We start from the raw sequence: 21,639 nt of genomic DNA, 5'->3' as shown, positions 1-21,639 counted from the left end.
AAAGATTAATGCACAAAGGCGGACTGGAACAGATGGGCAGGATCTTTGTGCAAAAGGGCGCCGGTGCGATGTTTTGCAGGCATCAAATAATTCCTGCCGCGCACCGTTAATAGGAGTATATTTGCAACGTTTTTTATTTGCCAGGCTATTATGATTGCATCCATATTGACCAGACTGGAGTCATCCCGAAAAGAGCTGCTGGATCTGGGACTGAAGAATCCCCTTTTAAACTACAAGTTATCTGCCAGCAAAGGGTTACACATTGTCGACGAAGTATCCGCAGCGGTATATGAACTGCTGGTGGCGGAAAATAAGACGCTGACATTTCTTGACCGTCCGGATAAAAAAGCCGGACAGGCCGATGTGATGTACCAGGAGCAGCCTGCTGCCACTGGTAAAGACGCCGTACACGACACCAGGCTGCAGACCAACGAGTCGCAGCTGAACCTGCATACCCGTTTGCTCAATACCTACTATGCCGCCAGGATGAGCATAGAAGAACAGGGTTTTAACATCCTGTACCTGTCGCTCGGTATGCTGCAATGGTGCGAGGCGGGCAGTACAGAGCCGCGGCTGGCGCCACTGGTGCTGGTACCGGTGCAGCTGGACCGTTCCGATATCCGCGAACGTTTCCGGCTGAAATACACCCTGGAAGAAGTGGAGGCCAATATCTCGCTGGAAGCGAAGATGAAAGCTGATTTTAATATCAGTATGCCGGAGCTGCCGGAAACAGAAGATTTTAATATCACCGAATATTTCAACGCCGTAGCGGAAGCCGTGGATGGCATGCCCGGCTGGAAAGTAGAGCCCAACGCTATTGAGCTGGGCTTTTTCTCTTTCGGCAAATTCATGATCTACAATGACCTGGATGCCACCAACTGGCCGGGCGACAGCGGTCCGCTGAGCCACCCCGTGATCAACAGCCTGTTTGGCGGTGGTTTTTCCGATAATCAGCCCGGTGTTCCGGAAGATGCTTTTATCGATCATGAGCCGCGGGCCGATGAGCTGTTCCAGGTGGTAGACGCCGACAGTTCGCAGGTACTGGCCATGCTGGCCGTACAGGAAGGAAAACACCTGGTGATACAGGGCCCTCCGGGCACCGGTAAATCACAGACCATTACCAACATCATCGCTGATGCGGTGGGCAGGGGAAAAAAGGTGTTGTTCGTTGCCGAAAAAATGGCTGCGCTGGAAGTGGTGAAACGCCGCCTTGACAACATCCAGCTGGGAGAAGCCTGCCTGGAGCTGCACAGTCATAAAGCCAACAAAAAGGAATTACACCAGGAGCTGCGCCGCGTGCTGGAGCTGGGCCGGCCTTCCGTACAGAAGCTGCGGGAAGAAGTGCTGCTGCTCAACACGCACCGGCAGGAGCTGAATGAATACTGCCAGGCAGTAAACGAACCGGTAGGACAGAGCGGTCTTTCGGTACACCAGATCACCGGCTACCTGTTACGCATAAACGAAGAACTGGCCGGAAAGCAGTTGCCGGCGATCACGCCGCCGGACATGGCTTCCTGGGATGCCAGCGCCATGAACAAGGCAACGGCCATGGCCCAGCGGATACAGGCCTGCCTGAGCGAAGCAGGCATGCCGTCGCAGTTGTTGTTCCCTGGCAGCAGGCTGAATGTGTTATTGCCGCATCAGCAGGAAGTGCTGCAAAGGCAGCTGCAGGATACCGCCGTGGCGGTGCAGGACCTGCAACAAACCCTCGGTGCTATTGCCGGGAAGATGGGACTGCAGGTGCCCGACGATGTGCCGGGCATGCAGCAGCTGGTGCATGTATGCGACCTGTTGTCGCGCAAGCCCGACCTCAGCGGGCTGAATACCGGCAACAAAGCATGGTTGCTGCAGCAGCAGGATATTATTTCCTGGCTGGAAGCAGGCCGCCGCCTGACGGCCATTCATCAGGCTTACCAGGACATCCTGATACCGGAAGCTTTTTCGCAGGACCTGATGGAAGTGCGGCAGAATCTTTTGGCCCATGGCGACAAATGGTACAAGTTTATTATCGGTGCTTATAAGCGCAGCAACAAGCAGCTGGCCGCCCTTTGTAAAGGCACGTTGCCCCGGGACAATGCCGAAAAGCTGCAATACGTAGACAGTATCATGGAATACCGCCGGCATGACGCGTTGTTACAGGAACATGCCGCGCTGGCGCGGGACCTGTTCGGCGCACGCTGGCAGAAGCACCAGACCGACTGGGATGCGCTGGACACCGCTACGGCATATATAACGGATATGCATAAACGCATTTCCGCCGGAACTTGTCCCGAAGCGGTGTTGGATTGCCTGCATAAAAATATAGACCCTGCAGTGGCGGCAGCTGACCGCGACACGTTGCAGCAGGCGGGCGATAAGACGGCCGGCTTACAGGCCGGCGTGTTGCAACAGCTGGAGATGCCCGCTTATCAGTGGCCGGCGACCTTTGTTGCTGTTGCCCAACAACTGGGCGTGTGGAGAGACCGGCTGCCGGAGGTCCATCATACCATCGCGTGGAATAACATTACCGAAACGGCGGCGCAGGAGAACTTGTCCTGTCTTATTACCCCTTCGACAGACTGGCCGGAGGCTGCGCGCCTGCTGAAAACCGTATTACAGAAAACATGGTACGAATACCTGCTGGAGACAGCCGTGAAGGCGCATCCCGCCTTGCGCCGCTTCGACAGGGCGGGGCACGAGGAGCTGGTACAGCAGTTCCGCCGCCTCGACGCCATGAATTTACAATACAACCGTGCCCGCGCCGCGCTGAGCCACTGGGAGCAGATGCCCCGCATGGACGCCGGCGGCCAGGTGAACATTATCCGTACCGAGTTCAATAAAAAAGCACGGCATATGCCGGTGCGCAAACTCATGAAAGAAGCCGGCCTGGCCATACAGGCCATCAAACCGGTGTTCATGATGAGCCCTTTGTCCATCGCTAATTTCCTGCCGCCGGCGACACTGGAGTTTGACCTGGTGATCTTCGACGAAGCCAGCCAGGTGAGGCCGGTAGAGGCGCTGGGCGCCATCCTGCGCGGTAAACAGCTGGTGGTGGTGGGCGATACCAAACAGCTGCCGCCGACCAGTTTCTTCGACACCCTCACCAAAGAAGTGGAAGATGAAGAGAACATCACGGCAGACATGCAAAGCATCCTCGGTCTCTGCGACGCGCAGGGCGCGCCGCAGCGTATGCTACGCTGGCATTACCGCAGCCGGCATGAATCGCTGATTACTTTGTCGAACCACGAATTCTATGAGAACAAGCTGGTGATATTCCCCAGCCCCGGCTCCAAAGACAGCCGTGGCCTGGTGTTCCATCACCTCACAGATACCGCTTACGACCGGGGTAAAACCCGCTCCAACCCCAAAGAGGCCGAAACAGTGGCCGACGCCGTAATGGAACATGCGCGCCGTCATCCGGGGCTGAGCCTCGGTGTGGTGGCGTTCAGCACCTCCCAGCGCGAAGCGATCACCGTGGCGCTGGAAACGCGGCGCCGTAACAACCCCGAACTGGAATCCTTTTTCCGGCAACATGCCAATGAACCGTTTTTTGTGAAGAACCTGGAGAATGTGCAGGGCGATGAAAGAGACGTGATTTTTATCTCTATCGGTTACGGCCGTACGGAAGAAGGTTATGTGGCGATGTCTTTCGGGCCGCTGAACAACGAAGGCGGCGAACGCCGGCTCAACGTACTGATTACCCGCGCCAAATCACGTTGCGAGGTGTTTACCAATATCACTGCAGACGATATCGATCTGAACCGCACACAGAGCCATGGTATTGCCGCACTGAAGAACTTCCTGTACTATGCACAGCACGGGCGGCTGAATACCACTGTGGAAACCGGTCTGCCGGCCGACAGTCCTTTTGAGGAAAACGTGGCGGCCAAGCTGGAAGCAAAGGGGTATAGCGTCAGAAAGCAGGTGGGCTCCCGGGGCTTTTACATCGATATGGCTATTGCAGACCCGGACAATCCCGGCCGTTATATCCTGGGGATAGAATGCGACGGCGCTGCCTATCATTCCGCCCGTTCCGCCCGCGACCGTGACCGGCTGCGTCAGCAGATGCTGGAGGCCATCGGCTGGAAGATACACCGTGTCTGGAGCACCGACTGGTTCCGCAACCCCGGCAAAGAGCTGGACAGGCTGGTAGCGGCCATAGAAGCCGCCAAAGCCGGTCTCGCTGCAGATGACCAGGAGGCCGGAGCGGAGGTAGTACCGGCAGCAGCACCGGTGCTGAAGCGGGAAGTAGTGGAAGAAGATACCGATGAAGCGCCGATGTACGAGATCGCCACGCTGCCGGATGAGATCAGGGACCAGGAGTTTCATGCCACGCCTATCGGCAGCCTGTGTGACTGGATAGAACAGGTCGTGAACATAGAAAGCCCGGTACACTTCGACGAGGTGGCCCGCCGCATGGTAGAAGCAGCCGGTATTACGAGGGTGGGCCCCCGCATCCGGGAGATACTGCGCCATGCCGTCAGACATTCCGACGCCAGCAAACGCATCAAAATAAAAGGACAGTTCCTGTGGCATACGGCCCTGCCCGAACCAGTGGTGCGCAATCGCAGCCTGCTGCCATCCGGCGCCCGTAAGATCAACTATATTTCCGTGGAAGAAATGGGCGTGGCGCTGGAGAAGGTGGTGAAAGATGCTATCGCCATCCAGCGGGAAGACGCAGTGCCTTTTATCGCCAGGATGTTCGGCTACAGCCGCGTGACAGAAGAAATGAAAGAAGAGATCCTGAAAGCGATTGATATCAGCGTCGCCAATAATGTGGTACAACAGGAAGGCGACCTGCTGAAAGCGTAAACGAACAGCCTGTGTATCGGAACCGGACATATGTATATTTTGATTATACATATGTCCTTTCTTTTTATAGCTATGTCTGCATGGCATACTTTTGAGCAACTGTCCATGTGAGGGGAAGTGAAGCGGAAGTGATTCACCCTAAACTGTAAACACATGTTCAGGAACTATTTGCTGATTGCCTGGCGCAATCTTGTCAGGTACAAGTATTATACGCTGATCAATATCGCGGGACTGGCCATTGGTCTGGCTACCTGCTGGTTATTGCTTTTATATGTGCTGGGGGAGACCAGTTATGAAAACTTTTTCCCTGAGCGGGACCGGGTATACCGTGCGGTAAACGACGCTACCTGGTCTGGCGGCAGTCTGAATATTGCTACTACCTCTGCGCCCTTCGCCGCTTTGCTGAAAAAGGACTACCCTGAAATAGAAGAGGTGGCGCGGGTGCTGCCCGATGGCGGGAGCCTGCTGGACTACAACGGGAAAAAACTGCAGGTAGACGATATCTTTTTTGCTGACAGCACTTTCCTGAAAGTGCTGCCCTTTCCGCTGGAGGAGGGTGATGCCGGTGTTTGTATGTCGCAGCCCAATGCTTTGTTGCTGACCCATTCGCTGGCGAAGAAGCTGTTTGGCGATGCGTCCGCAGCCATGGGAAAGATGGTCCGCACGGAGGACAGTGCGTCCTTTTTCCAGGTGACCGGTGTCCTGAAAGACGTGCCGGCCAACTCCCATTTTAAGTTCAGTGCTTTGCGGGTACTGCCGGCAGGTTACAATGCCGACGGATGGCAGAATTTCGACGTATATACGTACCTGTTATTGCGCAAAGGAGGGGATATCAAATCGCTGGAAAGCAAGCTGCCGCAGTTTGGCGACCGGTATGTGATACCGCAGATGGGCAGCGGCGTTACCTATCACATGAAATTGCAACCGCTGACATCTATCCATTTGCATTCGCATCTGGGATACGAGATGGGGCCTAACGGGAATGTGCTTTACGTGTATGTGTTCCTGTTTGTGGGGCTGCTGATTTTAGTTATTGCATGCATCAATTATATGAACCTGGCTACGGCCCGTGCTGTGGGCCGTGTAAAAGAAGTGGGTGTGCGTAAGACCCTGGGATCGGGAAGAGAAGAGATTGCCCGTATGTTCATGGCAGAATCGCTGCTGCTTACTTTAATTTCCGCTGTGGTGGCCCTGGGGCTGGTGGTGCTGGCGTTGCCGTACTTCAATCATTTTGCGCACCGGCAGCTGGTGTTGTGGCAGTTCGGCGTAGCCCGCACCGTTGGAGCGGTATTGTTGCTGGTACTTTTTACAGGGTTGATAGCGGGTATTTACCCGGCTGTGTTTATGTCCGGTTTCCGGGTGATCAGCGCGCTGAAGGGCCGGCTGAGCGGCAGCAGTCACGCTGGTTTCCGCAAAGGGCTGGTCACTTTTCAGTTTATGATTGCCATTGTGCTTACCGCCAGCACGCTGGTGGCGTACGATCAGCTGCAATATGTGATGCATACGAACCTGGGCTTCAATAAAGAGCAACTGCTCTCTTTCCACCTCAATGATGTGCCGTCCCGTAATAATATTCCCGCGATCAAGCAGCAGTTGCTGAGTAATCCGCTGATACAGGACGTGGCGGCGGTCAACAATCCGATAGGGCGTAATGATCTTAGCTCCAACGGCTTCTTTTTTGAACAAACGGATGGCAGTATTTCCACGTCTTCCATCCTGGCGCAGCGGCTGATGGCAGATGCTGATTTCGTTAAAACCATGGGCGTGAAGATGGCCGACGGCCGTAATTTTTCGGACACCGGTAATGCCGACCGTTTTCATGCGGTGCTGGTCAATGAAACGCTGGTGAAAAATTTTAACCTGAAAAACCCACTGGGCAAGCGGGTACAGTTTAAGATCGACAATCTGGGCAACCGTGCGGAACGGGTCGTAGTGGGCGTAGTCCGTGATTTTCATACGTATTCGCTGCAGCATAAAATAGCGCCGCTGGTAATAGAGATGGCGCCTTTCCCTGAAATGGAAGACAACCTGTATGTGCGGGTGAGCCCGAAGAACATTCCTGCCGCGCTGGCGCATATCGAAAAAGTATATAAGCGTTTTGACGTCTCACATCCTTTCACCTATCAGTTCCTGGATGACAGTTTTGCCAAACAATATGCCGGGGAGCAGCAGCAGGAAAAGATATTCCTGATGTTTACCGTGCTGGCGCTGGCGATTGCCTGTCTGGGGCTTTTCGGGCTGGCGGCTTTCACGGCGGTGCAACGTACCCGAGAGATCGGCGTACGTAAAGTGCTGGGCGCTTCTTCCGGTAGTATTGTGCGGATGTTGTCGCAGGATTTCCTGCGGCTGGTGGTGATTGCGGCCGTACTGGCGTTCCCGTTATCCTGGTGGATCATGGACCGCTGGTTGCAGAGTTTTGCTTACCGTACCGGTATCAGCATATGGGTGTTTGTGCTGACAGGTGTAGGTGTCACCATAGTAGCGCTGCTGACCGTCAGTTATCACGCATTGCGGGCGGCCATGGCCAACCCGGTGAAGAGCCTGCGGGCCGATTGATTATGCGGTCCGGAAGCAGCGCATGCTGATGCTGCCGTTCTGAATTTCTTCGTAGGTGAATTGAATTTCTTCGTTTTTATTGACCAGCCCGAGGGTATAGAGCATCGGGAGGTAGTGGTCGTTTGTGGGGATGGACAGCTGTGCGGCCGTTCCGAGCGTGTGATAGTTGATCAGATCGTCGAATGCCTTGTGCTCCAGTTTCTCTTTGACGAGCTGGTCGAAGGAGATGGCCCAGTCGAAAGGTTTGGCGTCGTTGGCAAAGGAGACCTGGCGCAGGTTATGGACGATGTTGCCGCTACCCATGATGAGTACGCCTTTGTGACGGAGGGCCCGTAATTCTGTGGCCAGTTTAAAATGATATTCCGGCGGTTGGTGATAGTCGATGCTTAACTGGTACACCGGGATGTCTGCCAGCGGGTACATATGTTTTAATACCGTCCATGCGCCGTGGTCGAGGCCCCATTGATGATCTTCCACCACGTTGGCGGAGGTGATCAGGTCTTTTGTTTCGTGAGCCACTGCAGGCGCGCCGGGAGCGGGATACTGCACGGCGTACAGTGCTTCGGGGAAGCCACCGAAATCGTGGATGGTCTGAGGTCGTGGCGCCACCAGTACATGGGTGCCTTTGGTGAGCCAGTGTGCAGAAATGACCAGGATGGCGCGTGGCCTGTCGGGTACCTGCTGCCCCATTTGCGTGAGGGCACGGGTAAAAGCATTGTCGCTGATACCGTTCATGGGGTTACCGTGTCCGATAAACATGACCGGCATTGCTTTCTCAGCGGTTTTCAGGTCGCTGGTAATATGATGAAGACCCTGCATAACATTTGGTTATTTAGTTATTTAGTTATTTTATTATTGATGGTGTACCCAGGTTGCGGTGTGGATGCCCAATAAATAACCAAATATCAAAATGAAAAAATATTAAAATTTATTGGCGAAATCCGCCAGTGTAACTCCTTCCAGTTTCCGCAGCAAGGCGCCTTCTATGTCTTTATACAGTTCGTCGAGATGCTGATTGATCTGTTTACCTACGGGGCAGTCGGGATTGGGATGGTTACGGCTGTTACCCAGCAGCGAGGTTTGTTGCACAGCATGATAAACATCTGACAGCAGGATGGCTGCGGCGGGTTTGGCGAGGGTGGCGCCCCCGTTTTTCCCTTCTTTGCTTTCCACCATGCCATGGTTGCGCAGGTTGCTGATTTCCTTTCTGACCAACACCGGGTTGATATTGATGCTGCCGGCGATGTAGTCGGACGACAATAGGGTCCCGTCTTCCTTCGCGAGGAGCGTCAATATATGTAAGGATATGGGAAACCGGGCGTTGTTCATTCTGTAATTCTATTTATTACAGTACAAATGTACACCAAACGGCGGGAAATGAAAAATTTATCCTGATGGGGCGGGGGCGGTTATCGCTGGCTATAGAAGTAGATTACACTGGCGATGATTAAAAGTATGATAATCAACGCAATAACGCATCCGTTGCGGCTGGGCTTCTTCACCGCGCTGGTCAGTCCGCGGGCCTGCAGCAGTGCTTCCACGGTATCTTTGGACTGCTGAAGGGAGTTTTTGGTGTCCGGCAGTTTGTTGATTTCGGTGTGGTAATATTTGATGCCATGGAGTTTGCCGCTGCTGAGGCTTATCTGGATGGCCTTTTCGGCAATTGCGCGCACAGCGGAGGTGGTTTTGCCGGAGCGGCCGGCAGTATCGGGGGAAATCACCCGCTGGCAGTTATGGCAGATCACCATTACATTAAACGGATCTTTTTCGGGAACAGTGCGTATCAGTTCTTTACTGCCGCAATAGGGGCAGATAGTTGGTGGAATTGATGTCATTAACAGTTTTTAGGATTCCCTTTAAAGTAAAGAAAAATTACGAATTACGAATTACGAATTGAGGGTTCGCTTTTGAAAAGGTCACTAAGTAACCGCTCTGTCAGGCAGCCCTCAATTTGTAATTCGTAATTCGTAATTCGTAATTTTTCAGGGTTTCTTCAGGCGGTCTTTAAACACCTTTTTGAATTTTTCCAGTTTGGGTTTGATGACGAAGGTGCAATAAGGCTGCCGTCCGTTCAGGTTATAATAGTCCTGGTGATAGTTTTCTGCCTTATAGAAGGTGGTAAGCGGGGCTATTTCTGTCACGACCGGTTTATCGTAAGCGCCGGACCCCTGCAGCTTCTTCAGGTAGAATTCGGCTTTTTCCTTCTGTTCGGGCGTATGGTAGAAAATGACCGAGCGGTACTGGGTACCCACATCGTTGCCCTGGCGGTTAAGCTGGGTGGGATCGTGGCTTTCCCAGAAGGCCTGCAACAGTTCGTCGTAGCTGATTTTAGCCGTATCGTAGGTGACCTGGATAACTTCCGCGTGGCCGGTATTGCCTTCGCATACCTGTTCATAGGTAGGATTGGGCACAGAACCACCGGCATAACCGGATTCTACTTTGAGCACGCCGTCGAGGTATTGAAACTGGGCTTCCGTGCACCAGAAGCAGCCGCCTCCGAAAGTGGCTTTTTCTACATGTGTATTATTGGGTATTTCCATATCTCCGGGTACTTTTTCTTTTTTGTTTTGCGCACAGGCGAAGAACGCCAATGTTACGAAAAAGATGAATATTGAGTATTTTCGCATAAAATAATTGTTTAAAAATACCGTCTTTTTTATATATATAAAAAGCGGCACTGTAGCGGTATTTCAGGGCCTTTTCTTAGATTTGCATCCCCTGTTTCAATAATAATTTACGTAAAAAATGATGCAGGTTAGGCGACAAGTTAGTAACTTTAACATTCTTTTTTAGCCAGAAGGAACCCATTAGGGCCTGAAAGCCCTCAAAAAAGCAGTCAGCAGCAGCAGCAATATAGATAGAAACACCGGGCAACCGGATACTATTGATAGTACAATGACAAACCGATGAGAAAGAATTAATTTTATTCCCAGCACACTTCTTCCCAGGCAGCTACAGCGCTTAATGTAGCGGCATATTTTTTATTTACTGGCTCCGGCGGAAGCCGCAGCGCATTTCATTTCAACCGGCAGCATACTTCTGTTGTTGTAAGTTTGTGCCGTTCAACTAAATATATTATCACTTGAAATATTTTCCTGAGTCTGCGTTGGTGCAGTTGGAATTCGATAAAATACAAGCATTGCTCCAGGACCACTGTAAAACGGAACTGGGCACGCAAATGGCTATTGATCTCCGTTTGCATACGCATATAGACTACGTAAAAGCCGCTTTGCAACAGGCGCATGAATATAAACAGCTGATCCTGTTGCAGGAGCATTTTCCCAATGATCACGTCCTGAACCTGCATACCGAATTACGGTTGCTGTCTATCCAGGGCGCTGTGCTGACCGGCGATCAGGCGATGTCCATCCGCAAACTGGCGGAAAGCATGCATAGCATTGTCCGGTTTTTTGACCACGACCGCCGTATTCAGTACGCCGGCCTGTATGATGTGATCAAGGACACTTATTATGAGAAAAAGATCACAGCGCTTATTGATGAAGTGCTGGACGAAACCGGTCAGGTACGCGACAACGCTTCTCCGGAACTGGCTAAGATCCGTATCTCCCTGTTCCGCAAGAGGACAGAACTGCGCCGCGTATTTGAGCGCATCCTGCAGAAGTTGCAGAAGCTGAATTACCTGGCCGACCAGGAAGAGGCTTTCCTCAACGGCAGAAGGGTGGTGGCTATCTACGCCGAAAACAAACGCATGATCAAGGGGATCATCCATGGGGAGTCCGATACCCGTAAAACCGCTTTCCTGGAGCCGGAAGAAACGATCGAACTGAATAACGATATCCAGTCGCTCGAAAGAGAAGAGGGGCGGGAAGTGTACCGTATTCTGAAGGCGCTGACCGGTTCCCTGAGCGGTTATAACGAACTGCTCAACGGTTATCACCAGATACTGGGCACTTACGACTTTATCCGTGCAAAGGCAAAGCTGGCGCTGGACATGGACGGCAATTACCCGTCGCTGGTACCTCACGCGCAGCTGCACCTGATACAGGCTTACCATCCGCTGTTATTGTTATATAACCGCAAAAACAGCAAGCCTACGGTGCCGGTGAGCCTCAGTCTCGATAAAGACGCGCACATACTGGTGATCAGCGGTCCCAATGCCGGCGGTAAAACGGTGACGCTCAAGACCATCGGCCTGATACAGCTGATGCTGCAGTCCGGCCTGCTGGTACCGGTGCATCCGTCGTCCCAGCTGGGCATATTCAAACAGCTGATGATCCATATCGGTGACACCCAGTCGCTGGAATTTGAGCTGAGCACCTATAGCTCTCACCTGAAGAACATGAAGTATTTCATGGAGACTGCCAACGGCAGGACCCTGTTCTTCATCGACGAGCTGGGTAGCGGTTCGGACCCTAACCTGGGCGGCGCCTTCGCGGAGGTGATCATGGAGGAGCTGGCCAAGAAACACGCTTTTGGCGTGGTGACCACCCACTACCTCAACCTGAAAGTGATGGCCAACAAAGTAAAGGGCATCATCAACGGGGCGATGGGCTTCAATGAAGAGACCCTGATGCCGATGTATAAACTGATGATCGGTAAACCCGGCAGCTCTTATACCTTTTCTATTGCAGAAAGGATCGGCCTGAACCCGGCACTCATTGCCCGGGCCAAAAAGCTGGTCGACGAGGGGCATTTCCAGCTGGATAAACTGCTGAACAAAGCAGAGCAGGACCTTCAGAAAGTAGAAAGCAAAGAGAAAGAACTGCAAAAGCTGGTCAAAGAAAACGAGAAGCTGAAGCGCGAATACGAAATCCTGTCCGATAAGGAGAAGAAACATCAGCAGATCACCTTCCTGAAACTGCAAAACCAGATCAAGGAAAACGATCTCGCCTATCTGAAGGACATGGAACGTAAGCTGAAGCAGATAGTGGTGGAATGGAAACGTGCCAGCGACAGCAATGACAGAGAGAAAGTGATGAAACAGGCAGAGATCCTGCTGTTCCGTCGCAGGGAAAAACAGATCAACGAAAAGCACAACAAAAAAGTGCAGGACAAATTCGAGGAGGTAGGCCGCGAGGTAAAGGTAGGTGACCAGGTGAAGATCCTGACCAACCGCCAGGTGGGCCGCCTGATAGAAATCCGGGAGAAGCGCGGTATCGTACAGCTGGGTAATATTCCGATCAACGTAAAGTTGAGCGACCTGGTGGTAGTACGGGAGAAGCCGGCAGAACCCGTTGACTGATCACTTCAAAAACCATTTCAAACATGGAAGTAACAAAAGCAGGAAAGATAGCAGATATACCCATGTACCGTCTTGAGGATTGTGTGGATGGTATGCCGTTTTTTATCGGTGAGATAACAGGTGATTGTGAAGAGGAAGTGGAGCATTGGGGCACACCGCACCGGCATAACGGGTTCAGTATCGACATACTGCTGAAAGGGACTATCCGCCAGGCTATTGATTTTAAACAATATGAAGTAACTGCGCCCGCCATCATGCTGATGGAACCTGACCAGGTCCATCAGCATGCCATCGGGGACGATGTGGAGATCATTAATATATCCTTTACGCCGGACTTCCTGGTGCCCGAGATGCGGGGTGTGATCAGTTGCTGGCATTGTATTTTTAATTCCGGTATGGTGCCGCTTACGGAGGAGCAGCTGGAAGAGCTGCTGGCTTATGCGCGGATGCTGAAGCGGGAATATGAGAGTGATAAGGCGCGCAAGGAAGCGATACTCCGTAACCTGCTGAATGCGCTGGTCATTGCCATTGGCCGTATCTCTGAGCCCTCCAATGCATGGCTGAACGTAGAGAACTCCCAATATAATATGGCCCGTCAGTTCAAAGTGCTGGTAGACCAGCATTTCCATGAAAAGACACAGGTGTCTGATTATGCCGAAATGTTGTTCGTAACGCCCGGACATTTAAATGACACAGTGAAAAGCCTGCTGGGCAGAAATGCCAAATATGTGATTGATGAAAAAAGAATGATGGAGGCCAAGCGGTTGTTGTACTGGGGAGAACACTCCGTAAAACAGATTGCGGCACGCCTGAATTTCGAGGATGATGCTTATTTTAACCGGTTTTTCAAGAAACATACGGGACTTACGCCGGCCTCGTTCCAGAAGACGACCCGTGAAAAGTACAATTAAACCCGTAATAATTTAAACGTCCGTTAACATTATTGTATTAATTTTGCATCGTTGTCAATAAGAAAATGATGTTGCCCGTACATCATTTAAAAAATTTGAAAACCATGGAGATTCATTAGCAGTTCAACTGCAATGCCCTTTCTTTTTTATTTTACTTACAGAAGTAACATTTTGTTGCGTGCTTACGTATAACCAGCTGTGAAGTTATGCGTGGCCCGAAGCCGCAACGTTGACTGCCTGTATTTTCCTCCCGAACGCTGTTTACTAAAACTGCTGCTGTGAAGCAATGTGAGTTGTATTGTCTTCGCACCGGAGAGGGAACAAATTGTCGTATGATTAAAAAAACAAGTATGAAACCAAAAAGATCCGTTTTTGCAAACTTGCCGGCAGGCTTACTCTATAGTGTCGTGATTCTTTCCTTGTTGTCTGGCTGCGGCGCTTCTGAGGCGCACCAGGGAGGACAGCAGGCGGCAGCTTTACCGGTATTGAAACTGAATGCAGTACCTGCCACTACTTACCGCGAATACAGCGCAACGCTGGAAGGCCGTGTTAATGTGGATATCCGCCCGCAGGTGGAAGGTATACTTGATAAGATTTATGTAGATGAAGGCGCTTATGTGAAGGCCGGTCAGCCGTTGTTTAAAATCAACGACCGGGTGTACACAGAAGCTCAAAGCAACGCGAGCGCCACACTGCTGGCCGCTAAAGCGAACCTGGAGAAAGCGCAGCTGGAAGTAGACCGTCTTACCCCGCTGGTAAAAAACAATGTAGTAGGCGAAGTACAGCTGAAAACAGCGCAGGCCAACTACCAGGCGGCCAAAGCTGCCGTAGGGCAGGCGCAGGCTCAACTGGGCAGCGCAGGCATCAACGTAGGCTATACGCTGATCACCGCGCCGGTGAGCGGTTATATCGGCAGAATCCCTTATAAAGTGGGAGCGCTGGTAGGCCGTGCAGAGCCGCAGCCACTGACCGTGCTGTCTGACGTAAACCAGATGTACGCTTACTTTTCCATGAGCGAAGCCGACTTCCTGAAATTTAAAAACGAAACTGCCGGCAACAGCATTGCTGACAAAGTAAAACAGTTGCCGCAGGTAGAACTGAAACTGGCAGACAATACCATCTACAGTGAAAAAGGAAAGATAGAAACCATGGAAGGTCAGTTTGACAAGACCATGGGCGCTATCAGCTTCCGGGCTACCTTCCCGAACGGTGCAGGACTGCTGCGTACCGGCAATACCGGTAAGATCCGCATCCCTGAGCAATTCACCGATGCCGTGGTGATCCCGGCGGAAGCTACTTATGAGCTGCAGGACAAAGTGATGGTGTTTATCGTAGCCGACAGCAACAAAGTGACAGGTGTTCCCATTACTATATCCGGTAAAAGCGGTAACTACTATTTTGTGGAGAAAGGAGTGAAGTCCGGTCAACAGATCGTTTACTCCGGCCTGGACCGTCTGCACGACGGTACGGTGATTGCTCCGCAACAGATGTCACTCGACAGCCTGCTGAAAGTAAAACCGCTCTAATGTTTCGTGATGCATCCGCAAAGCGGGGCGCCAGCCACTGATGGCATTGCGCTTTGCGGATAACCCTCATTCTTCATCATCTTTTCCGGTGATGCTTAAATGCTATTGACTTTATGTTTAGAAAATTCATAGAACGGCCAGTATTGGCTACCGTTATATCCATCCTCCTGGTCTTACTGGGAATACTGGGGCTGCTGACCCTCCCCATGAGCCAGTTCCCGGACATTGCGCCACCCAGCGTGGCAGTAACGGCCTCTTATCCGGGCGCCAACTCCGAAGTGGTGGCCCGTTCCGTGGCCACGCCTATTGAAGAGGCGGTGAACGGTGTGGAGAACATGACTTATATGACCTCCACCTCCAACAACGATGGTTCCATGACGCTCAACGTGTATTTCCGTTTGGGCACCGATCCGGACCTCGCTGCGGTGAACGTGCAGAACCGTGTGGCCAAAGCCACCAGCCAGTTGCCTGCAGAGGTGATACAGGCGGGTATCAGCACCCAGAAAGTACAGAACAGTATGATCATGGTGGTGAACCTGCAGAGTGACAAGCCGGAGTACAATGAGACCTTCCTGCAGAACTATGCGAAGATCAACATCATCCCGGAGATACAGCGCGTGAAAGGGGTAGGCCAGGCCATGGTGTTTGGCGCCAAAGACTACTCCATGCGTATCTGGTTGCGCCCCGACCGGCTCACAGCCTATAACATGTCTCCGCAGGAAGTGCTGGGCGCTATCCGCGACCAGAACCTGGAAGCGGCCCCCGGCCGTTTCGGTGAAGGCAGCCAGGAGTCTTTCGAATATGTGATCAAATACAAGGGTAAGCTCAACAAAGATCAGCAGTATGAAGACATCATCCTGCGTGCTAACCCGGACGGTTCTGTGCTGCGCCTGAAAGACGTAGCCCGCGTGGAGTTTGGTTCCTTCACTTATGGTAGCGATACCAAAGTGAACAGCAAATACGGTATCGGTATCGCGATCAATCAGACTGCTGGTTCCAACGCGAACGAAATCCAGGAGACCATCAACAAGCTGATGGAAAAATCAGCAAAGAGTTTCCCGACAGGTATCGAGTATTTCAATATCTACAGCACCAAAGAATACCTGGACGAGTCTATTGACCAGGTGAAACATACACTGGTAGAGGCTTTTATCCTCGTGTTTATCGTGGTGTTCATCTTCCTGCAGGATTTCCGTTCTACGCTGATCCCTGCGATAGCCGTACCGGTGGCCATTATCGGTACCTTCTTCTTCATGAAGTTGTTCGGCTTCTCTATCAACCTGCTGACGTTGTTCGCGCTGATCCTGGCGATTGGTATCGTGGTGGATGACGCCATTGTGGTGGTGGAGGCGGTCCATGCGAAGATGGAGAAAGGGGCCAACCCGCGTATCGCCACGTTGTCGTCCATGCAGGAGATCTCCGGTGCCATCATCTCCATTACGCTGGTGATGTCTGCCGTGTTTATCCCGGTAGGTTTCATGGAAGGTCCTGCGGGCGTGTTCTACCGGCAGTTTGCCTTTACGCTGGCCATCGCCATCCTGATCTCGGCATTGAACGCTTTGACGCTCAGTCCTGCGCTTTGCGCCCTGATCCTGAAGAACAACCATGCCGATCATGGACAGGAGCACGGTAAACTGAATGGTCATGCACCGCAGCCGAAAAGCTTTGGTAAACGTTTCTTTGCCGCTTTCAATACCGGCTTTAACGCGATGACCGAGAAGTATGCGCGCAGCCTGCAGTTCCTCATCAAACGTAAATGGTTAACGATCGGGGGACTGGTGATCATCGGCGGCGTTACTTTCTGGATGATGCGTACCACGCCTTCCGGCTTTATTCCCACCGAAGACCAGGGCTTTGCGGTATATGCCGTGACCATGCCTCCCGGTTCTTCCCTGGAACGTACCAGGCAGGTAGTAGATAAAGTGGAGCATATTGTGAAAGACCTGGAGTCTACGAGCTCTTACCTGAGCGTGTCCGGTTTTAACTTCCTCAGCAACTCCAGCAGCGCCACTTCCGGTGTAGGGTTTATTAAACTGAAGCCGCACGCCGATCGTGGTCAGATCAAAAATATGGATGCACTGATGGGTATGTTGCAGGCTAAGTTTGCCGCCATTCCCGAAGCCAGCATTTTCGTGTTCAACATGCCTACCGTGCCGGGCTTTAGTAACGTAGCCGGTTTTGAGGTGGTATTGCAGGACCGTACCGGCGGATCGCTGGATAAACTGGGTGGTACCGCTTACGGATTTATCGGTGAGCTGATGAAACGTAAAGAGATTGCTTTCGCCTTCACTACTTTCAATAACGGCCACCCGCAGTATGAAATAGAAATTGACGACCGTAAAGCCAAGCAGCTGGGTATCGCCGTGAGCGAAATCCTGCAGACCATGCAGGTGTATTATGGTAGTATGTTTGCGTCTGACTTCAACCGTTTTGGCAAGTACTATCGCGTGATCGTACAGGCCGACGCCGAGCAGCGTAAAGACCCGGGCTCACTGGATGGGGTATACGTAAAGAACCAGTTTGGAGAGATGGTGCCTATCAACACCGTGGTATCACTGAAACGCGTATACGGACCGGAGACCGTGACCCGTAACAACCTGTTCAACGCCGTTACCATCAATGGCCAGGCGAAGCCGGGCTTCAGTAGTGGCGACGCCATCAAGGCGGTAGAAGAAGTGGCCGCGCAGTATCTGCCGAGAGGTTACACCTACGAATGGGTGGGCATGACCAAAGAAGAGATCAGCGCCGGTAACCAGTCCACCATCATCTTCACGCTGTGTCTGATATTCGTGTACTTCCTGCTGGCTGCGCAATACGAAAGTTACATCCTGCCGCTGGCGGTGATCCTCTCCATACCGTTGGGTATCTTCGGTGTGTTTGCGTTCATCAACATGTTTGGTATCGATAACAATATATATGTACAGGTAGGCTTAATCATGTTGATAGGGCTGCTGGCGAAAAACGCCATCCTGATCGTGGAATACGCGGTACAGCGAAGACGCAGTGGCATGGGACTGGTAGCATCCGGTATCCGTGCGGCCCGCCTGCGTCTGCGCCCTATTCTGATGACGTCCTTCGCCTTTATCGCAGGTCTGTTGCCGCTGATGCGCGCTACCGGATCGTCCGCGCTGGGTAACCGTTCCATCAGTACCGGTGCTGCCGGCGGTATGCTTACCGGTGTAGTGTTGGGCGTGTTTGCCATCCCGGTATTGTACGTGATATTCCAGTTCCTGCAGGAAAAAATCAGCCGCAAGCCGATTGTGACAGCGGAAGAGAAGAACGCGGAGATTGCCGAACTGGTACACTAATACTCAACAGATCTATTACCAGAAACAGAAAAAAGACAGATGAATACCAGATATAGCACCTTTATAATTTTGTTGTTGTCCTTAGTTGTAGGGTTAGCAGCTTGCCGGGTAGGCCGCAATTACGAGCGGCCCCCGGTGGCGCTGCCCAGCCAGTTCGGCAACGTAGCGCCTTCCGACAGCAGTATTGCTGAAATGGAATGGAAACGATTCTTTTCTGACGCCACCCTGCAGCAGCTGATCGACAAAGCCCTTACCGGCAACTACGATTTACAGCTGGCCGTAAAAAGGGTAGAAGCGTCGCAGGCTTACCTGAAGCAGGCCAAAGCCGCATGGCTGCCGGCGTTCAACGCCACCGCCACTGCCAATACCAATTTCCCGTCCAAGAACAGTTTCACCGGTATGAACCTGAGTAATTTCAACTTTGGGGACCATATCGAAGACTACAATCTCGGCGTGGGCATGTCCTGGGAGATTGACGTATGGGGTAAAATCCGCCGTCAGCGTGAGGCCGCACAGGCCACGCTGTTACAGTCCTACGAAGGACAGCGTGCGGTTCAGACCGGCCTGGTGGCCGCCATCGCCAGCAGTTATTTCAACCTGCTGATGCTGGACAACCAGCTGGCCATCGCCAAACGTAACGTAGAGCTGAGCGATACCATCGTACAGATGATCCGCCTGCAGAAAACTGCCGGTGAAGTGACCGAGCTGGCCGTACAACAGGCCATCTCCCAGAAGCAGACAGCCGCCTTGCTGGTACCCCAGCTGGAGCAGGGCATCGGCATCCAGGAGAACGCCATCCGTATCCTGACCGGTGAACTGCCGGCGCCTATCAGCAGGACCAGCCGCCTGCATGATTTCCAGGTAGCCGATTCACTCCCTACCGGTATCCCGGCCGCCATGGTAAGCCGCCGTCCGGACGTGAGGGCTGCTGAAATGGGGCTGGTGGCCGCCAATGCCCGTGTAGGCGCAGCACAGGGTAATATGTACCCTTCACTGAACATCACCGCCAACGGCGGCGTGAACGCCTTCAAAGCCAGCAACTGGTTTACCCTCCCTGCCTCATTGTTTGGTACCGTGGCAGGTAGTATTACTCAGCCCATCTTCCAGCGCCGTGCCCTGAAAACACAGCTGGAAGTGGCCAAAATAGAGCGCGAGCAGTCAGTGATCTCCTTCCGTCAGGCTACGCTCAACGCCGTCGGCGAAGTGAGCGATGCACTGATCAAACTGGACAAACTGAAGACACAGCAGCAGATCGCCGGCGAGCAGGTAGCTACCACCCAGCTGGCCGTACAACAGGCACAGATGCTGTTCCGCAGCGGTATGGCTACTTACCTTGAAGTGATCACCGCCCAGTCACGCGCCCTACAGGCTGAACTGGGGCAGGCTGATGTCGACCGTCAGCGCCTGAGCGCGATGGTAGACCTGTACCGTTCACTCGGTGGCGGCTGGAAATAACATCGACCTGAAAAAATAACAGACAGGCAATCACCCGAAGAAAGGCATCAGAGACGATAGCATGGCCATAACAGATATTGACTCAACAGACAGATTGTAAGATCGATAGCAGAACAAAAGCTCAACAGCAAAAACAGTAAGCCAAATAGAAAGAGGGGCCCCGTTCAGTTGTCAACTGAGCGGGGTTTTTTCTTTTCGTGGCCAGGTTGTAATTTTTTTTGTTTATTTAGTAGGAGTTATATACCTTTGCGCTCCACTGGAGAGTTGGCAGAGCGGTCGATTGCGGCAGTCTTGAAAACTGTTGACTGTAACAGGTCCCGGGGTTCGAATCCCTGACTCTCCGCTTTGAGAAGGTCTTCCCTTAGAAGACCTTTTTTTATTGCATTAACCCTTTTTCTGCTTCACTTTTGAGATAAAACCCCAGCGTATATGAACAACGTATTTGACATATCCAGTGAGCGCATGTTCCGGTTATTAACGCTGGGAAATAGCTACCTGAAAGAAATGACGGCACTTTTTCAGGAGCATAACAGGGACGTGTCTACGCTGATGCGGCTGGTTTATGCACCTTCGGCAGAAAAGTTGGATAATAAAATCAGTTATGATCTGCAATTTACCTATAGCAAGACGAAGACGTCTAAAGATGTTTTTGATGCCTGGCATGAGGCAGGCAAAGCGGAATCTTAGACATTGGTCTGGTTGGTATTTGTTTTTCTTCCTTTCTGAGCTATCATTTGGAAGTAATGAGAATTAATTAGGTGTGGCCTCTGCCTGCTTTTTCACCATATACGTCGCCTGCATCCCCAGCAGCAGCCAACCTTCTTCCTGAGATATATACGTTTCCGTTACCCGCTCATCCATGCTTTGTGTCTTATCTCCTTTTGTGATGGTAATATGCGCGATAGCGGTGAGTACCGCAGTCTTTCCTGCGATCACTACTTTTTCGTCAGCGGAGGCTAAGACGGTAAACCTGATGCCGGGATTCATGGCAAAACCCTCCACAAATAGTTGTTTGTCCATCAGTACGGCATCTGCACTGGTGAAGGAGAACTGCCTGTGCAGTTGTGTGTGCAGGATGTCGCGGTTTTTCTCTAACAGCGCTTTGTAAATCCCGTGGTGGGTGCGGATGATTTCCTGATGGGAAGTGTTGGAAGTTGTCATGGTGCTTTGCCCTTGGTTTGTGAAACATACTGAGAGAATAAACAATGTGATGGCGATCTGTTTCATACATTATTTTCTTCCAAAATTAAAAGACAGGCAGGCATCCACTGTATAACCTGGGTTATAATCCGCTTTTCGACATCAATCTTTTTCTTATCCGGCTCAGCGAAGGCTGCCTGACGCCTATATAAGACGCCAGATGGTATAATGGAATGCGCTCAATAAGCTGGGGATGGCGCATGACGAGACTGATATACCGCTGTTCTGCTGTTTCCAGCAACAGGGCTTCCGCCCGCTGCTGTGAGGAAGTATACAGTCTTTCCGTTACCAGCCTGCCGAATCTTTCCCAGTACGCGGAATGGTCAAACAAGTTTTGCAGTGTACCGTAGTCAACTAAAAACACTGCTGTGTCCTCCAGCGCTTCCACCCATATTTTACTTTTTGATTGCGACAGAAAATTATGATAAGCTTTCGCCCATTGCCCTTCAAGAAAAAAATCGACGCATTTTTCTTCGCCGTCGATGATATAGTAAGCCCGAAAAGCTCCCTTAAGTACAAAAGCTATCTCATGACTGACTTTACCTGCCTCTATAAAAAAAGTCCCTCTTTTAAAGAAAGCCGGGCGCAGGGTGTCCTCGAATAATGACCAGTCCGCCGGTGGGACCGGATGGACCGCGTTGACAGCGTCGAAAACCTGTTGTTTTTCTGGTGTCATGTTCATAAAGAAC

Annotated in this window: 14 protein-coding genes and 1 tRNA gene; 9 read left to right on the top strand and 6 right to left on the bottom strand. The window is 51.9% G+C overall.

Annotated elements, in window-relative coordinates; all coding sequences use genetic code 11:
- The first annotated feature begins 150 nt into the window (after positions 1-150).
- Complete coding sequence (gene proA, locus HF324_RS24105) at positions 151-4,791, top strand: anti-phage protein ProA (protein ID WP_168861027.1); 4,641 nt, start codon at positions 151-153, stop codon at positions 4,789-4,791.
- Positions 4,792-4,944: 153 nt separating this feature from the next.
- Complete coding sequence (locus HF324_RS24100) at positions 4,945-7,347, top strand: ABC transporter permease (protein WP_168861026.1); 2,403 nt, start codon at positions 4,945-4,947, stop codon at positions 7,345-7,347.
- Here HF324_RS24100 and ygiD read toward each other — a convergent pair whose 3' ends face one another.
- From ygiD to msrA, 4 genes are all read right to left on the bottom strand, one after another.
- Positions 7,348-8,166, bottom strand: coding sequence for a 4,5-DOPA-extradiol-dioxygenase (gene ygiD, locus HF324_RS24095; protein ID WP_168805132.1), 819 nt, complete (start codon positions 8,164-8,166; stop codon positions 7,348-7,350).
- A 102-nt stretch (positions 8,167-8,268) separates the two neighbouring features.
- Positions 8,269-8,676 carry an Rrf2 family transcriptional regulator gene (locus HF324_RS24090; RefSeq protein ID WP_168805130.1) on the bottom strand — a complete coding sequence of 136 codons (408 nt, stop codon included), beginning with the start codon at positions 8,674-8,676 and terminating at the stop codon, positions 8,269-8,271.
- An 80-nt stretch (positions 8,677-8,756) separates the two neighbouring features.
- Positions 8,757-9,182 carry an FYVE zinc finger domain-containing protein gene (locus tag HF324_RS24085; RefSeq protein ID WP_168861025.1) on the bottom strand — a complete coding sequence of 142 codons (426 nt, stop codon included), beginning with the start codon at positions 9,180-9,182 and terminating at the stop codon, positions 8,757-8,759.
- Positions 9,183-9,329: 147 nt separating this feature from the next.
- Entirely contained in the window at positions 9,330-9,974 is a 645-nt protein-coding gene (msrA, locus tag HF324_RS24080) for a peptide-methionine (S)-S-oxide reductase MsrA (RefSeq protein ID WP_168805126.1), read from the bottom strand.
- A gap of 455 nt (positions 9,975-10,429) precedes the next feature.
- Here msrA and HF324_RS24075 point away from each other — a divergent pair, with 455 nt between their 5' ends.
- The 7 genes from HF324_RS24075 to HF324_RS24045 all read left to right on the top strand — a co-directional run bounded on the left by HF324_RS24075 (position 10,430) and on the right by HF324_RS24045 (position 20,437).
- Entirely contained in the window at positions 10,430-12,550 is a 2,121-nt protein-coding gene (locus tag HF324_RS24075; RefSeq protein WP_168805124.1) for an endonuclease MutS2, read from the top strand.
- Between the two features lie 23 nt (positions 12,551-12,573).
- Positions 12,574-13,461 carry a helix-turn-helix domain-containing protein gene (locus HF324_RS24070; protein WP_168805122.1) on the top strand — a complete coding sequence of 296 codons (888 nt, stop codon included), beginning with the start codon at positions 12,574-12,576 and terminating at the stop codon, positions 13,459-13,461.
- Between the two features lie 350 nt (positions 13,462-13,811).
- Positions 13,812-14,987: an efflux RND transporter periplasmic adaptor subunit gene (locus HF324_RS24065; protein WP_168805121.1), complete on the top strand. Its 1,176-nt coding sequence runs from the start codon at positions 13,812-13,814 to the stop codon at positions 14,985-14,987.
- Positions 14,988-15,100: 113 nt separating this feature from the next.
- Positions 15,101-18,295 carry an efflux RND transporter permease subunit gene (locus HF324_RS24060; protein ID WP_168805119.1) on the top strand — a complete coding sequence of 1,065 codons (3,195 nt, stop codon included), beginning with the start codon at positions 15,101-15,103 and terminating at the stop codon, positions 18,293-18,295.
- A 75-nt stretch (positions 18,296-18,370) separates the two neighbouring features.
- Positions 18,371-19,750 carry an efflux transporter outer membrane subunit gene (locus tag HF324_RS24055; RefSeq protein ID WP_246269639.1) on the top strand — a complete coding sequence of 460 codons (1,380 nt, stop codon included), beginning with the start codon at positions 18,371-18,373 and terminating at the stop codon, positions 19,748-19,750.
- A gap of 258 nt (positions 19,751-20,008) precedes the next feature.
- Positions 20,009-20,093, top strand: a tRNA-Ser gene (locus HF324_RS24050).
- Between the two features lie 86 nt (positions 20,094-20,179).
- Positions 20,180-20,437, top strand: a complete 258-nt coding sequence (locus HF324_RS24045) for a hypothetical protein (protein WP_168861024.1) — start codon at positions 20,180-20,182, stop codon at positions 20,435-20,437.
- Positions 20,438-20,500: 63 nt separating this feature from the next.
- On the opposite strand, the gene HF324_RS24040 is transcribed toward HF324_RS24045, so the two are convergent.
- Entirely contained in the window at positions 20,501-20,911 is a 411-nt protein-coding gene (locus tag HF324_RS24040) for a nuclear transport factor 2 family protein (RefSeq protein WP_168861023.1), read from the bottom strand.
- Between the two features lie 121 nt (positions 20,912-21,032).
- Positions 21,033-21,632 (bottom strand): Crp/Fnr family transcriptional regulator, encoded by a 600-nt coding sequence (locus HF324_RS24035; RefSeq protein ID WP_168861022.1) that lies wholly within the window; start codon positions 21,630-21,632, stop codon positions 21,033-21,035.
- Positions 21,633-21,639 lie beyond the last annotated feature (7 nt).

Source organism: Chitinophaga oryzae (genome assembly GCF_012516375.2).
GTDB lineage: Bacteria > Bacteroidota > Bacteroidia > Chitinophagales > Chitinophagaceae > Chitinophaga > Chitinophaga oryzae.
This window is presented reverse-complemented; position numbering and strand designations above follow the sequence as displayed.

What these genes read in the sequence shown, in the direction of transcription:
- HF324_RS24070 (WP_168805122.1), top strand. Translation starts at nt 12,574, where the DNA reads ATGGAAGTAACAAAAGCAGGAAAGATAGCAGATATACCCATGTACCGT.
- HF324_RS24100 (WP_168861026.1), top strand. Translation starts at nt 4,945, where the DNA reads ATGTTCAGGAACTATTTGCTGATTGCCTGGCGCAATCTTGTCAGGTAC.
- HF324_RS24060 (WP_168805119.1), top strand. Translation starts at nt 15,101, where the DNA reads ATGTTTAGAAAATTCATAGAACGGCCAGTATTGGCTACCGTTATATCC.
- HF324_RS24085 (WP_168861025.1), bottom strand. Translation starts at nt 9,182, where the DNA reads ATGACATCAATTCCACCAACTATCTGCCCCTATTGCGGCAGTAAAGAA.
- HF324_RS24090 (WP_168805130.1), bottom strand. Translation starts at nt 8,676, where the DNA reads ATGAACAACGCCCGGTTTCCCATATCCTTACATATATTGACGCTCCTC.
- HF324_RS24035 (WP_168861022.1), bottom strand. Translation starts at nt 21,632, where the DNA reads ATGAACATGACACCAGAAAAACAACAGGTTTTCGACGCTGTCAACGCG.
- HF324_RS24045 (WP_168861024.1), top strand. Translation starts at nt 20,180, where the DNA reads ATGAACAACGTATTTGACATATCCAGTGAGCGCATGTTCCGGTTATTA.
- HF324_RS24065 (WP_168805121.1), top strand. Translation starts at nt 13,812, where the DNA reads ATGAAACCAAAAAGATCCGTTTTTGCAAACTTGCCGGCAGGCTTACTC.
- proA (WP_168861027.1), top strand. Translation starts at nt 151, where the DNA reads ATGATTGCATCCATATTGACCAGACTGGAGTCATCCCGAAAAGAGCTG.
- ygiD (WP_168805132.1), bottom strand. Translation starts at nt 8,166, where the DNA reads ATGCAGGGTCTTCATCATATTACCAGCGACCTGAAAACCGCTGAGAAA.
- HF324_RS24040 (WP_168861023.1), bottom strand. Translation starts at nt 20,911, where the DNA reads ATGACAACTTCCAACACTTCCCATCAGGAAATCATCCGCACCCACCAC.
- msrA (WP_168805126.1), bottom strand. Translation starts at nt 9,974, where the DNA reads ATGCGAAAATACTCAATATTCATCTTTTTCGTAACATTGGCGTTCTTC.